13 protein-coding genes are annotated in these 13,382 nt (G+C 59.9%); 10 read left to right on the top strand and 3 right to left on the bottom strand.

Features of this window, described 5'->3' with window-relative positions:
- The first annotated feature begins 52 nt into the window (after positions 1-52).
- The 3 genes from BLU52_RS26880 (at position 53) to lpxO (ending at position 2,261) form a co-directional block, all read left to right on the top strand.
- Positions 53-514 (top strand): hypothetical protein, encoded by a 462-nt coding sequence (locus BLU52_RS26880; protein ID WP_197677999.1) that lies wholly within the window; start codon positions 53-55, stop codon positions 512-514.
- 36 nt (positions 515-550) lie between these two features.
- A complete protein-coding gene (locus BLU52_RS12585) occupies positions 551-976 on the top strand; it encodes an HPF/RaiA family ribosome-associated protein (RefSeq protein WP_090283609.1) in 426 nt (141 codons plus the stop codon).
- 385 nt (positions 977-1,361) lie between these two features.
- Positions 1,362-2,261 carry a lipid A hydroxylase LpxO gene (gene lpxO / locus BLU52_RS12580; RefSeq protein WP_090283607.1) on the top strand — a complete coding sequence of 300 codons (900 nt, stop codon included), beginning with the start codon at positions 1,362-1,364 and terminating at the stop codon, positions 2,259-2,261.
- 758 nt (positions 2,262-3,019) lie between these two features.
- Here the strand turns inward: lpxO and ku are convergent.
- Positions 3,020-3,880, bottom strand: a complete 861-nt coding sequence (gene ku / locus BLU52_RS12575; protein WP_090283605.1) for a non-homologous end joining protein Ku — start codon at positions 3,878-3,880, stop codon at positions 3,020-3,022.
- Between the two features lie 189 nt (positions 3,881-4,069).
- On the opposite strand from ku, the gene BLU52_RS12570 reads away from it, so the two are divergent.
- The 4 genes from BLU52_RS12570 to nudC all read left to right on the top strand — a co-directional run bounded on the left by BLU52_RS12570 (position 4,070) and on the right by nudC (position 7,463).
- Positions 4,070-4,390: a hypothetical protein gene (locus BLU52_RS12570; RefSeq protein ID WP_090283603.1), complete on the top strand. Its 321-nt coding sequence runs from the start codon at positions 4,070-4,072 to the stop codon at positions 4,388-4,390.
- A gap of 51 nt (positions 4,391-4,441) precedes the next feature.
- Complete coding sequence (locus BLU52_RS12565; protein WP_090283601.1) at positions 4,442-5,587, top strand: PQQ-dependent sugar dehydrogenase; 1,146 nt, start codon at positions 4,442-4,444, stop codon at positions 5,585-5,587.
- Between the two features lie 226 nt (positions 5,588-5,813).
- Positions 5,814-6,626 (top strand): crotonase/enoyl-CoA hydratase family protein, encoded by an 813-nt coding sequence (locus tag BLU52_RS12560; RefSeq protein ID WP_090283599.1) that lies wholly within the window; start codon positions 5,814-5,816, stop codon positions 6,624-6,626.
- A gap of 6 nt (positions 6,627-6,632) precedes the next feature.
- Positions 6,633-7,463, top strand: a complete 831-nt coding sequence (nudC, locus tag BLU52_RS12555; protein ID WP_090283597.1) for an NAD(+) diphosphatase — start codon at positions 6,633-6,635, stop codon at positions 7,461-7,463.
- Here the strand turns inward: nudC and BLU52_RS12550 are convergent.
- Positions 7,431-8,210 carry a TSUP family transporter gene (locus BLU52_RS12550; RefSeq protein ID WP_090283594.1) on the bottom strand — a complete coding sequence of 260 codons (780 nt, stop codon included), beginning with the start codon at positions 8,208-8,210 and terminating at the stop codon, positions 7,431-7,433. The genes nudC and BLU52_RS12550 overlap by 33 nt on opposite strands.
- Before the next feature lie 364 nt (positions 8,211-8,574).
- Between BLU52_RS12550 and BLU52_RS12545 the strand changes: the two genes are divergently transcribed.
- On the top strand, positions 8,575-8,949 hold the full coding sequence (locus BLU52_RS12545) for a hypothetical protein (RefSeq protein WP_090283592.1): 375 nt from the start codon (positions 8,575-8,577) through the stop codon (positions 8,947-8,949).
- 45 nt (positions 8,950-8,994) lie between these two features.
- Here BLU52_RS12545 and BLU52_RS12540 read toward each other — a convergent pair whose 3' ends face one another.
- Complete coding sequence (locus tag BLU52_RS12540) at positions 8,995-9,219, bottom strand: YgdI/YgdR family lipoprotein (RefSeq protein ID WP_090283590.1); 225 nt, start codon at positions 9,217-9,219, stop codon at positions 8,995-8,997.
- Between the two features lie 178 nt (positions 9,220-9,397).
- On the opposite strand from BLU52_RS12540, the gene BLU52_RS12535 reads away from it, so the two are divergent.
- Together BLU52_RS12535 and BLU52_RS12530 are read left to right on the top strand one after the other, a co-directional pair.
- Positions 9,398-11,065 (top strand): VRR-NUC domain-containing protein, encoded by a 1,668-nt coding sequence (locus BLU52_RS12535; RefSeq protein ID WP_197677966.1) that lies wholly within the window; start codon positions 9,398-9,400, stop codon positions 11,063-11,065.
- On the top strand, positions 11,062-13,380 hold the full coding sequence (locus BLU52_RS12530) for an ATP-dependent DNA helicase (RefSeq protein ID WP_090283588.1): 2,319 nt from the start codon (positions 11,062-11,064) through the stop codon (positions 13,378-13,380). The genes BLU52_RS12535 and BLU52_RS12530 overlap by 4 nt, the downstream gene beginning before the upstream one ends.
- Positions 13,381-13,382: the final 2 nt, after the last annotated feature.

The following is a 13,382-nucleotide window of genomic DNA, read 5'->3' as shown; positions in this document are numbered from 1 at the left end:
GTGGTTTACTTCGTTTGCCGATGTAAACCACCGACCCGAGAAGGACACCATCGTGAGTGAGACCGATCTTGAAATGGAACTGAAAGCGTGGCGTCTGTTGCTGGAGGACGACGCTTATCGGCTGGATTTTCCCGAGGATTATCACCACACGTTGATCCAGCGTGCCGACGAATTGCTGCTGCACGAATGGATCACTCGGGACGACTGGCAGCTACTGAAGAACGCTGCTGACCAAGCCCGGGAATTTACCCTCGAGAGCCTTGCGCGCGAACAGCGCGATTGCCTGAAAACCTCGTTGCTGCAATTCCCGAGGGGGCACGAAGAGCGACAGCTTGAGCAACCCCCGCACGCGGCAGCTACCCATGGGAGCGTCATCATGACTGAAGAAAAGAACGATCAACCCGACGAACCGAACACCCAACCGAACGACACCGTGCCGGCGCATTCCACCGAGCAGGAGCGCGAACGCTTGAAGGACTTCAACAAGGACGGCATCCCCCCGGGGAACTGCTGACTGCCCTCAAGCCCAGAGCACGCGGAGTATTTCACCATGCAAGTACAAGTAGACAGCAACCATATCGAAGGCAGCGCCGAACTGCAGGAGTGGGTGGGCAGTACGGTGGTCGACGAACTGGACCGCTATACCTCGTTTCTGACCCGGCTCGAGATTCATGTCGGCGACGTCAATGCGCAGAAGGCCGGCGCGCAAGACAAACGCTGCCAGATCGAAGCGCACCCCAAAGGGCACAGTTCGCTGTCGGCCAGCCACCATGCCGAGAGTCTGGAACTGGCCGTCGCCGGCGCGGCGAAAAAAATCGCCCATGCGCTGGAGCATCTGGTGGGGCGCTTGTCACCGCGCGTCGAATCGACCGGACGCCTCACGGCGCCGCCGGTCCGGGAGGATTCCCCAGCGGAAATCGACGCCATGCTCGAAGACGAGTTTCTCGCCAAACAAGCTGACCTGGAGAAAGAGTAAGGAGTGTCGTCATGGCCCGGATTCAACCGTTTACTCACGAGACACTGAACACCTTGCGTTCGATGCCGACCGAAACCGGGGCGGCGGTTTATCGTTATTGATCAGTCAACCCGAGCGCCGGCGATGGACTGCTGGCGCCATCTTGTAGTTTTCAATGAAGGCGCGATGCCGGCGTTATCGGTGCGTTGCGCTGCGCATGACAGTTTTTCACAGATGAAGGTTCACAGTCGGTTACAAACTGTGGCTAAAATGCCACCTTTCACCGACGCCGGATGGCGGCGTGGGCTCAAGGACGTGCCACTTTGTATTCAGACCGCTGCACAAGGCGCTGGGCCTTCGGCCACCCGGCGCGCAGTTTGTTCACTTCTGACGTGTGACGATTTCCGTGAAACTCATCATTGCTGCTATCTATGTCGTGTCGATTGCCTACGTTCATCTGCGTGGGCGTGTGCGGCACAAGCTCGGTCGACAACTGAGCGACCACTCGACGTTTCTCGCGCCGATCAATTGCTTCCTCTATCTGTTTTCGAAAAAGCCAAACCAGCCTTACCTCGACCCGAGCGAGTTTCCCGACCTGAGCCCGTTGCAGGCGCACTGGGAGGAGATCCGCGAAGAAGGCCAGAATCTGTTGCGTGCCGGTGAGATCAAACGCTCGAACCAGTATGACGATGTCGGTTTCAACTCGTTCTTCAAAAGCGGCTGGAAGCGTTTCTATCTGAAGTGGTACGGCGAGAGCCATCCTTCGGCGATGAAGCTCTGCCCGCGCACCACTGAACTGGTGCAGAGCATTGGCTCGATCAAGGCGGCGATGTTTGCCGAACTGCCACCGGGTTCGAAACTGGTGCGTCATCGCGATCCGTATGCCGGTTCGTACCGCTATCACTTGGGCCTGGATACGCCGAACGATGCCGGTTGCTACATCAACGTTGACGGTGAGAGCTATCACTGGCGCGATGGCGAGGCGGTGATGTTCGACGAGACGTTTATTCATTACGCAGAAAACACCACTGACCAGAATCGCATCATTCTGTTTTGTGACATTGAGCGGCCGATGAAGTATCGCTGGGCGGCGGCGTTCAATAGCTGGTTCAGTCGTACGGTGATGTCGGCGGCGGGTGCGCCGAATGATGCGGGGGATCGTACGGGTGGCATTAACCGTTTGTTTGCGCGGATCTACAAGATTCGGTTGCGGGGCAAGGAGTTGAAGAAGCGTAACCGTACGCGTTATTACCTGGAGAAGTGGGCGATTTTTGCTGGGCTTTTGGCGATCTTTATTTTGATCTGATTGTCTTTGTGGCTTGCTGGCTTGCTGGCTTGCTGGCTTTCGCAGAGGATTCGTTGTGCGCACACAAATCTCTGTGGGAGCCAGCCTGCTGGCGATGGCTTGCTAGCAGGCGCTGAGTTTTTTGGTTTGGGTGCATATCCGTTGCTGCGGTAACGGCTGCTTATGGTTTCGCCTGACGGCGACTCACTTTTTTTCAAACGCCAAAAAAAGTAAGCAAAAAACGCTTGCTCCTACGTTCGGCCCTCGCAGGCTCGGGTCCCTTCGCTGCGGGATCGATCCGGGCGCAGCGGCTACGGTTTGCTTCGCTGCACCTCCTTCCGCTGTGTCTGGCTGCGCCAGACGGTCGCTACGCTTCCACGCCCGGATCAATCCCTCCACTCAGCCTTCCGACGTCGCTGGTTAGGCAAGATCAAGAGCACGCGAGCTACCGCTCATTGTTGAGTGGTTAGAAGCGGGTGGTTGGCTTGGGCTTTGTGGTGGATTTTCCCCTCACCCCAGCCCTCTCCCGAGGGAGAGGGGGCCGATCTTTGGGCTTTTCAAATTTTGCGTTCGGCTCGGTATCGCAGGTCGGTGTAGCTCTCGCATCCACCACGGTCAGTCCCCTCTCCCTACGGGCGGTCCGACGTTTCGGGAGGGCTAGGGTGAGGGGCTCTTGATTTTGAGACTGTTTCAAGCTTTGCACGCACTGTCTGTGGGAGCGAGCCTGCTCGCGAAGAGGCCAGCGCTGACGACACTGTTTCCGACCGGCTGGAGATCGATCACCCAGACGCCTTCTTCGTCCGCTTCGCCGGTGCCTTGGCCGCCGGTTTTGCCTTGGACTTGGTCGGGGCCTTGCCGCCGAGGCTGCGTTTGAGCAGTTCGGTCAAATCGATAACGTCAGCGGTTTTACGTTCTTCTTCGCCGCCCACTGTTTCAACATCTTCGATCTTGCCTTCATGGGCTTTCTTCTCGACCAGCGCCATGATCTTGTCTTCGAACTCGTCCTTGTAATCGTCGGGGCTCCAGTCGCCGCTCATGTCTTCCACCAGGCGTTTGGCCATGTCCAGTTCACCCTTGGCCAACTGTGGTTTGGTCACTTCGCTGCCCAGTGCCAGTTCATCGAGGCTGCGCACTTCCTGCGGCCAGCGCAGTTTTACCAGTACCAGCGCATCTTCCACCGGCATCAGCGCGGCGAGGTACTGCCGGGTGTGCAAGACCACGCGGGAGAGGGCGACTTTGTTGGTTTTGCTCAGGGTCTCGCGCAGCAGGGCGTAGACCTTGCCGCCGCGCTTATCGGGGGCCAGGTAATACGGCGTGTCGATGTTTTGCAGGGGAATCTGTTCGGCGTCGACGAAGGAAAAGATGTCGATGGTTTGCGTCGACACCGGGTGCGCCGAGCGGATTTCTTCCTCGCTGAGCACCACATAACGGCCTTTTTCATAGGCCACGCCTTTGACGATGTTTTCCTTGGTGACTTCCTTGCCGGTGACCTTGTTTACCCGTTTATAGCCCACCGGCTCCATGCTGCGGCTGTCGAGCCAATCGAAGTCCACGCCCTGCGACGAGGTTGCCGAGACCAGCGCGACAGGGATGTGAACCAGTCCGAAACTGATCGCGCCTTTCCAGATTGCTCGAGCCATAGCCAGTTCTCCGAGTGATGATCGGATGACCTGTGCGCCGGGCGGAAAGTTTCCCCTGAATGCGTGGGCCGGGCGTCACTTGGTCAAGTCGTGTTACATGTTGTTTAAGGCGTGTGGGTTAACAAATCCGAACCCGCAGCGTAGCGTGGACTCGAAGGCTCTATTCCTTGCTCATCGAGAGGCTGCGTCATGAAGCGCATCATGCTTGGCATCTTCGCTCTGCTGCTCAGCGGCGGTATGGTCCACGCTGACCTGTTACTGGCGCAAAGCCCGACCGGCAACAGCAATAACCCGTACAACAGCCCGATTCGCCGGGCCAATCCCAACAGCATGCAAGGCACCCAGCCGAGCACACCGCCCATCCGCGGTCCCAACACCGTTCCGACGCCGCGTCAGCCCACCGTCAAGAACCGTGGCATTGGCAACGGCCAACCGATTCGCTCGGTGCCGAGTCACCCGCCGACCTTCATTCCCAACCCGCCTCCGCGCAGCGGAGACAGCAACCGTTGAGCGGCAGAACCGTACTCTGCCGGCCCCTGAAACGAACAAAAGGAATCGTGCATGTTGCGTAAAACCCTTTTAGCCACACTGTGCGCCGGTGCGCTGATCAGCGCGCCGGCCTTCGCCGCTGCGCCCAAAGAGCTGCAAAGCGAGCAGGGCACCCTCGAAGTCACCACCGTCGCCGCAGGGCTGGAACATCCGTGGGCGCTGGCATTTCTGCCGGATCGCCAGGGCATGCTGGTGACCGAGCGGCCGGGCAATCTGCGTGTAGTCGGCAACGACGGCAAACTCTCGGCGCCGATCTCCGGTGTGCCGCAGGTCTGGGCCAAGGGGCAGGGCGGTTTGCTGGACGTGGTGTTGTCGCCGGACTTCAAGCAGGATCGGCTGGTGTACTTGTCGTATGCCGAAGGCGGTGGTGCCGGCAACAAGGCCGGAACAGCAGTCGGGCGCGGACGGCTGTCCGATGACTTGAAGACGTTGAAGGATTTCAAAGTGATCTTCCGTCAGGAGCCAAAGCTTTCGGTCAGCAATCATTTCGGCTCGCGGCTGGTGTTCGACCGCGACGGTTATCTGTTCATCACCTTGGGCGAGAACAACGACCGGCCGACCGCGCAGGATCTCGACAAGCTGCAAGGCAAGGTCGTGCGCTTGTACCCGGACGGCAAAGTCCCGGACGACAATCCCTTCGTCGGCCAGTCCGGCGTCCGCCCGGAGATCTGGGCCTATGGTCTGCGTAATCCGCAGGGTGCTGCGCTCAACCCATGGACCGGCACGCTGTGGGAAAACGAACACGGCCCGCGTGGTGGCGACGAGGTGAACATCATCGAGCGCGGCAAGAATTACGGCTGGCCGCTGGCAACCCACGGTATCAATTACTCAATGCAACCGATTCCGGAAGCTCAGGGCAAAACCGCCGAAGGCACAGTGGCCCCGCACCATGTCTGGGAAAAATCGCCGGGGGTCACCGGTATGACGTTCTACGATGGCGACCGCTTCAAGGCGTGGCAGCACAATGCGTTTATCGGTGCGCTGGTGACGCAAGAGCTGATCCGTTTGCAGTTCGACGGCGACAAGGTCGTGCACGAAGAACGCTTGCTGGGCGAGCTGAATCAGCGCATCCGTGATGTGCGCCAGGGGCCGGATGGTTATCTGTATGTGCTGACCGATGAGGATAAAGGTTCGCTGTACAAGATCGGCCTGAAGTGACGCAAGTATCACCACAAAAACCAGATGATTTTCATTGATGGATCGGCCGCTATCGCGAGCAGGCTCCCACAGGGAAGTACATTCCAGACGTGGCAGCGAGCCTGCTCGCAAAGAGGCCGGTCCAGGCAAAGCAAAACTCAGCACAGTCCCGCATTTGGCCGAACCGCCGCCGTGATGCCTTGTTATAGTTCGGGCCTCATTTCCCGCCCGGTAAAGGATCACTGCCATGTCTCAATACACTGCCTTCAGCGTCGAACTGGCCGATTACATCGCCCATGTGCAGATCAATCGCCCGGAAAAGATCAACGCTATGAACGCCGCGTTCTGGAGCGAGATCATCGAGATTTTCCAGTGGATCGATGACACCGACGAAGTGCGCGTGGTGGTGCTCAGCGGCAACGGCAAACATTTTTCCTCGGGCATCGATTTGATGATGCTGGCCGGGGTTGCCAATGAACTGGGCAAGGACGTCGGACGCAATGCCCGGCTGCTGCGGCGCAAGATTCTCGCCCTGCAAGCCTCGTTCAACGCTGTCGACAATTGCCGCAAACCGGTGATGGCCGCGGTTCAGGGCTATTGCCTGGGCGGTGCGATCGACCTGATTTCTGCCTGCGACATGCGCTACGCCGCCGAGGACGCGCAATTCTCGATCAAGGAAATCGATATCGGAATGGCCGCCGATGTTGGCACTTTGCAACGGTTGCCACGGATCATCGGTGACGGCATGCTGCGTGAACTGGCTTACACCGGTCGCACCTTTGGCGCTGACGAGGCGCGCAACATCGGCCTGGTCAACCGCGTTTACAGCGACAAGGCTGCACTGCTCGAAGGCGTGTTCGACATCGCTCGCGAAATTGCCTCGAAATCGCCTATCGCGGTCACCGGCACCAAGGAAATGATCAGCTACATGCGCGACCATCGCATTGACGACGGCCTCGAATACGTTGCCACCTGGAACGCCGCCATGCTGCAATCCACGGACTTGCGCGTGGCCATGGCCGCCCATATGAGCAAACAGAAACCCGAATTTCTGGACTGAGAAACCATGACAGCTCGCTGGACCACTGCAGTACTTGACACCGATCAACCCGGCGGCATGGCTGTGGCACGCAGCCCGGAAGGCTTTCTGTTCGATGACAACGGCGCGCTGTTCCCCCGCGAATGGCTCAAGCGCCAGGACCTGTCGATCCTCGCCGAACACGGCATTGGCCATCTCGATGGCGAGCCGGTGTATCTGTTTGAGTTGCGCAGTGCCAGCGAGGTGGCGGGTTGCAGCTGGAAAGGCCTGCGCGCGTTCATGCTCGAAGGCGACCACACAATCTACAAAGTCCTCGGTTACGCCGCGCAGATCGGCACCTGGGCCCGCGAGCATCGTTTCTGCGGCAATTGCGGGCAGCCGATGACGCAGGTGCCGCGCGAACGGGCGATGTACTGCCAGCCCTGCGACTTGCGCAGTTACCCGCGAATCTCGCCGAGCATGATCGTGCTGATCACGCGGGGCGATGAAGTGCTGCTGGCACGTTCACCGCGTTTCGTCACCGGCGTCTACAGCACCTTGGCCGGGTTCGCCGAGCCGGGCGAGTCGGCCGAGGAATGCCTGATTCGCGAGGTGCGCGAAGAAGTGCAGATCGAAGTGAAGAATATCAAGTACATGGGCAGCCAGTGCTGGCCGTTTCCGCATTCGATGATGCTCGGCTTCCATGCCGAATACGCCGGCGGTGAGATCGTCTGTCAGGAAGACGAGATCGAAGACGCCCAGTGGTTCAACGTGCACGATTTGCCGCCGCTGCCGGCGTCGAAATCGATTGCCCGTTACCTGATCGACGTCTACGTCGCGCGGCGCTTAGGCCACGCTGAACCAGTGCTGCCAGGCTAGACGTACGGTCAAGCCCAGCACCACGGTAATGAACACCGGGCGAATGAACTTGGCGCCGCCGCTGATCGCGGTGCGCGCGCCAAAGAACGCGCCGACCATCACCGACAGGCCCATGCACAGGCCGATGATCCAGTCGACCTGACCGGAAAAGATGAACACCGACAGCGCCGCAATGTTGCTGACGAAGTTCATGCTGCGCGCCACGCCGCTGGCCTTGACCAGATCGATCGGGTACAGCAGCAGGCTGCTCACGGTCCAGAACGCACCAGTGCCGGGGCCCGCGACACCATCATAGAAGCCGAGGCTGAAGCCTTGGGTTGATTGCCATTTCTTCTTGATCGGCGCGTTGCTGTCCAGCGGCGCTTTCGGCGTGCCCCCAAACAACAGATACAGCCCGCAGGCAAAGACGATCACCGGCAGCATCTTGTTCAGCCACTCGGCGGGCAGGTAATGCGCGACGACGGCACCGGTCAGCGCGCCGACCAGCGTGCCGACGATCGCGTGCGTCCATTGGCGCGGATGGAACAGTTTGCGCTTATAGAAGGTGAAACTGGCGGTCGCCGAACCGAAGGTCGAACTCAGTTTGTTGGTGCCCAGCACCAGATGCGGCGGCAGACCCGCGGTGAGCAGGGCGGGCGTGGTCAGCAAACCGCCGCCGCCAGCGATGGCATCGATGAAACCGGCAAGGAAGGCAACAGCGGCCAGAATGGCCAGGGTGGTGAGGTCAACGCTGAGTTCGAAGGGCATGGAATCGGCTTATTCGGCAAGGCGCAGAACGTGGGCTGCGGGGAGGCCGGACATGTTACTCATTTCCAGGTGTTGCGGCGACAGTTGCAGCGCCATAGCCAGCAGGCTGGCTACCCAAAGGGATTTTCATTGAACACGAAACCAATGTGGGAGCCAGCCTGCTGGCGATTGCTGCCAACCCGGCTTCAAAAGTGACTCCATAACCATTCTCTGACTCAAAACCCTGCACTATCAAAAATGCGGCCTAAAGCCATTACCTGTTCATTCGTTCTACTCAGGGTCATTGCTGGCCGGGCCGTCCTTTTCGCGAGCAGGCTCGCTCCCACAGGGGGGCACATCATCACATTCACAAGGAGTTTCAAACGTGAAAGGTTTCAAGGGGTATATCGGTTTCGTCACATTGGCGCTGGGATCGGCCAGTGCCTGGGCCGATCTGCCTCACAGCTCGATTCTCAGCCGTTACGGTGTGACTACCGAGCAATTGCCGAGCGCTGCGGACGTCAAGGTCGTCGAACCTGTCGAAGCAAAAAGCCGTTTTCAGATCCAGCCCGAACAACCCTACGTAACGTTTCGCCTGGGCGACGGGGTGGTCTCGCAGACCACCGGCAATCCGATCATCGATCGCATGGAGCAGCAGGACCTGGCGCGTTGCCGGCGCCTGCAAGAGGAACTTGCCCGGCGTGGCGGCACGTATGTCAGTTGCGACAACAGCATTCCGGGCATGAGCCAGCGCCGGTAATTGCGCCCTCGGAGCTGCCTTGTGTGGCAGCTCCACTGGCGGCTATCAGTCTTCTTCGCGAACGGTGGCGACTTCGTCTGCACGAACCTTCACTTTCGCCCCGGAGATGTCTTCGAACTCATAGAAGCCATCATCGGTTTTGGTCTTCGGCATGTCCTTGGTCAGATACTGGGTGCCGTTCTGCAATGTGACGACGGTTGCGGTCGAGCAACCGCCCAGGGCCAGGGCTGCGGCGATGGCCAAAGGAATGCCCAGTGTCTTGAATTTCATACCCACCTCGTGTGCCTCATTCATGTGCTGCCGAGCATTGTCGGCTTCTAACGCGGTTGGTGCCATCCGCACCGGAAAAGTTCGATGGCCCCGGTAAAAAAATGCCATTGATCATTTTCCGTTTGCGCCGGGCGGGGCAGAGCTGATATCTGTACGCATAACCAGTATCCGCTTCGCCATGGCCCTGAATTCCGTGACTGTCAACCCCCTCGACGACCCGTTCTATTACCTTAACAACTTCCGCCAAGTGATTGATTGGCTTGAGCTTCGTTACCCGGACGTGATGAGCGATCGCGAGCATGCCTTTATTCGTGACTTCAATGTCCTGCCGCGGCCGGCACAGGGCTTGCTGGTGCGGATGGTCATGCGCAAGGGCGTGCATTTTCGTGCTGGCAAACTCAATTACCTGGAAATTGGCGACATCGCTGAAGCGGCTCAGCCATTGCTGGCCCACGGCTGGATCGAGGAACACGCGCCGCTGACGCTCGCCGAGTTGTTCGATGTGCTGCTCAAGGCCGAGTTGCTGCAAGCGTTCGGCGCTGCCATCGAGCAGCCCAAGGGACGCAAGGATGACTGGTTACCGCAACTGGCCGAACAGTTCAGCGAGCCGCGCAGCCTGCGCGACTGGGCGCCGCAACTGGCCGACCGCCTGTTCAGCCTGACCCTGATGGAACTGTGCGACCGATTGCGCCTGATGTTCTTCGGCAATCTGTATCAGGACTGGTCGGAATTCGTCCTCGCCGACCTTGGCATCTTCACTTACGAAAAAGTCGAGTTTTGCACCGAATCGCGCGGCCTGCGCAGTCGTGACGACGTCGACGCCTGCCTGTTCCTGCACCAGTGTCAATTGCGCTTCGAAGCCGGAGAGCCGCTTGAGGACATCGTCGCGCAGGTCAGCGCGCTGCACTTCGACAACCCGTGGCTGCAACGGCGGCGCGGCAAGGTGTTGTTCCAGATCGGGCAGTATTGCGAGCGCATCAGCGAATTCGCCCTGGCCCTGAGCGTCTACGGCGATTGCGCCTATCCGGGCGCACGTTTGCGCATGATCCGCGTGCTGGAGCGCAGTGGCGAAAACCCGCTGGCGCTGGAACTGGCGACCCTCGCGCAGCAGGCCCCGGAAAGCGCCGCCGAGCAACAGGGGTTGCAGCGTATCGTGCCGCGCTTGCGGCGCAAGCTCGGTGGGCCGCCGCTCAAACGCGCCGCGGCGAGAGCGGTCGAGCGTCTGGATCTGCATTTACCCAGAGTCGATCCGACGTTGTCCGTCGAGTATTACGTGCAGGCGCACCTGCACGATGACGAAGGCCCGGTGCATTACGTGGAAAACAGCCTGATCAATTCGCTGTTCGGCCTGCTGTGCTGGCCGGCGATTTTCGCGCCATTGCCCGGCGCGTTCTTTCACCCGTTCCAGCGCGGGCCGGTGGATTTGCTCAACGAAGACTTTCAGCAGCGCCGCACCGAGCTGTTTCAGGCGTGCCTGAGCGAGCTCGACGACGGCCGCTACGCTGCAACCATCCGCGAACGCTTTGTTGCCAAGTGGGGCATTCAGTCACCGTTCGTGTTCTGGGGTGCATTGAACGAGCAATTGCTGGAACAGGCGCTGGCCTGCCTGCCGGCTGAACATCTGAAACACTGGTTCAACCGCTTGTTGCTCGACATCAAGGCCAACCGCGCCGGCATGCCCGATCTGATCCAGTTCTGGCCGCAGCGCAAGACCTACCGAATGATCGAAGTCAAAGGCCCCGGCGATCGCTTGCAGGACAACCAGCTGCGTTGGCTGGAGTTCTGCCACGAACACCAGATGCCGGTAGCCGTGTGTTATGTGCAATGGGCGGAGCAGAGCGCTTGAGCTACAGCATCGCCGTGCGCGCACTGTGCGAATTCACCGCCAAGAGCGGTGACCTCGATTTGCGTTTCACCCCGTCACCCACAGCGCTGGAAGGCATCGCCGGGCATCGCACCGTCGCGTCGCGGCGCAGCGAGAAGTACCAGAGCGAGGTGGCGCTCGAAGGCGAGTTCCGCCAGTTGAATGTCAAGGGCAGGGCGGACGGCTACGACCCGACGGCCAACTGTCTGGAAGAAGTCAAAACCTACCGCGGCGATCTGAGCAAGCAGCCGGCCAACCACCGCCAGTTGCATTGGGCGCAGGCGAAGATCTATGGCTGGTTGATGTGCTGCAAGCTCGATCTGGAACAGATCAATCTGGCCCTGGTGTACTTCGATATCGTCAGCGAGAAGGAAACCTGTCTGGTCGAGTCGTTCAGCGCTGAAACGCTCAAAGCTTTTTTCGAGCAGCAATGCGCGTTATTCCTGCTCTGGGCCGAGCAAGAAATGGCCCATCGCGACGCGCGTAACCTGGCGGCGCAGCAACTGACGTTTCCCCATACGGATTTCCGCCCCGGCCAACGGCATCTGGCCGAATCGGTGTTCAAAGCGGTCAGCACCGGTCGCTGCCTGATGGCGCAGGCGCCGACCGGCATCGGCAAGACCCTCGGCACGGTGTTCCCGATGCTCAAGGCGCTGGCGCCGCAGCAACTGGACAAGGTGTTCTTCCTCACCGCCAAGACGCCGGGACGCAAACTGGCACTGGATGCCAGTCAAGTGTTGTTCAAGCAGTCGCCGGCGTTGCCCTTGCGGGTCCTGGAAATGGTCGCTCGCGACAAGGCCTGCGAGCACCCGGACAAAGCCTGTCACGGCGACTCCTGCCCGCTGGCCCAGGGCTTTTACGATCGCCTGCCCGACGCACGTGAGGCGGCCAGTCGTCTGCGCTTGCTTGATCAAGTCGCCATGCGTGAAGTGGCCGCGCAACATGCAGTGTGTCCTTATTACCTGAGCCAGGAAATGGCGCGCTGGGCCGACGTGGTGGTGGCCGACTACAACTATTACTTCGACTTCAGCGCGCTGCTGTTCGGCCTCGCCCAGCTCAACCAATGGAAAGTCGCGGTGCTCGCCGACGAGGCGCACAACCTCGTCGAGCGCGGCCGGCAGATGTACAGCGCCAGCCTTGATCAGTTCGCGCTGGGCACCGTGCGTAAAAACGCCCCCGCGCCGCTGAAGAACAGCCTGCAGCGACTGAACCGCGAATGGAACGCCCTGCACGCGCCGCAAACGCTGGCGTATCAGGCCTACGACAAGGCGCCGGAAAAACTTCTGCAGGCGATCTCGCTGTGTTGTGCCGCCATCGGCGACTACCTCAACGAACACCCGCAAGGCCTCGACAGTGGCTTGCAGAACTTCTATTTCGACCTGCTGCAATTTGCCCGCGTGGCCGAGCTGTACGACGCGCATTACCTGTTCGATATCAGCAAACGCGACCTCGAGCGCAAAAAACCGCTGTCGCAGCTGTGCCTGCGCAACGTCGTGCCGGCGGCGTTCATTGGCCCGCGGCTGACGGCGGCGCGCAGCAGTGTGCTGTTTTCCGCCACGCTCAGCCCGCGCAACTATTACGCCGATCTGCTCGGCACACCGGCCGATACCGTGTGGATTGACGTCGAATCACCGTTCCAGGCCGAACAGCTGGATGTGCAGATCGTCAGCCGCATTTCCACCCGGTTCAACCATCGTCAGGCGTCGCTGGAACCGATCGTCGAACTGATCGCACGCCAGTTCAGTGAGCGCCCGGGCAATTATCTGGCGTTCTTCAGCAGCTTCGATTATCTGCAACAAGTGGCGGCGCTGATGGCCGAGCGTTATCCGCAGATCACTCTTTGGCAACAGTCCCGGGGCATGGTCGAAGGCGCGCGGCAGGCGTTTCTCGACCAATTCACCGCAGAAAGCCAGGGCATCGGTTTCGCCGTGCTCGGCGGTGCGTTCGGCGAGGGCATTGATCTGCCTGGTGCGCGTTTGATCGGCGCGTTCATCGCCACACTGGGGCTGGCCCAGCTCAACCCGATCAATGAACAGCTGAAACGGCGCATGGCGGCGATCTTCGGTGCCGGTTATGACTACACCTATTTGTACCCCGGCCTGCAGAAAGTGGTGCAGGCTGCCGGCCGCGTTATTCGTACCCGTGAGGATCGCGGCGTGGTCATGCTGATCGATGACCGCTTTGCCGAAAGCCGGATCAAGCAGCTATTGCCGCACTGGTGGGCAATCAATCATGAAACCACGTCTTCCCAAATCGGCGGATTGCCGCATAATTTCGCTCATGACAACGGCCGGTGAGC

This window comes from Pseudomonas granadensis, from assembly GCF_900105485.1.
GTDB lineage: Bacteria > Pseudomonadota > Gammaproteobacteria > Pseudomonadales > Pseudomonadaceae > Aquipseudomonas > Aquipseudomonas granadensis.
This window is presented reverse-complemented; position numbering and strand designations above follow the sequence as displayed.

Excerpts from the sequence above, each read along its gene's own strand:
- BLU52_RS12585 (WP_090283609.1), top strand. The coding sequence starts at position 551 with ATGCAAGTACAAGTAGACAGCAACCATATCGAAGGCAGCGCCGAACTG.
- nudC (WP_090283597.1), top strand. The coding sequence starts at position 6,633 with ATGACAGCTCGCTGGACCACTGCAGTACTTGACACCGATCAACCCGGC.
- BLU52_RS12565 (WP_090283601.1), top strand. The coding sequence starts at position 4,442 with ATGTTGCGTAAAACCCTTTTAGCCACACTGTGCGCCGGTGCGCTGATC.
- BLU52_RS12550 (WP_090283594.1), bottom strand. The coding sequence starts at position 8,210 with ATGCCCTTCGAACTCAGCGTTGACCTCACCACCCTGGCCATTCTGGCC.
- BLU52_RS12560 (WP_090283599.1), top strand. The coding sequence starts at position 5,814 with ATGTCTCAATACACTGCCTTCAGCGTCGAACTGGCCGATTACATCGCC.
- ku (WP_090283605.1), bottom strand. The coding sequence starts at position 3,880 with ATGGCTCGAGCAATCTGGAAAGGCGCGATCAGTTTCGGACTGGTTCAC.
- BLU52_RS12570 (WP_090283603.1), top strand. The coding sequence starts at position 4,070 with ATGAAGCGCATCATGCTTGGCATCTTCGCTCTGCTGCTCAGCGGCGGT.
- BLU52_RS12535 (WP_197677966.1), top strand. The coding sequence starts at position 9,398 with ATGGCCCTGAATTCCGTGACTGTCAACCCCCTCGACGACCCGTTCTAT.
- BLU52_RS12540 (WP_090283590.1), bottom strand. The coding sequence starts at position 9,219 with ATGAAATTCAAGACACTGGGCATTCCTTTGGCCATCGCCGCAGCCCTG.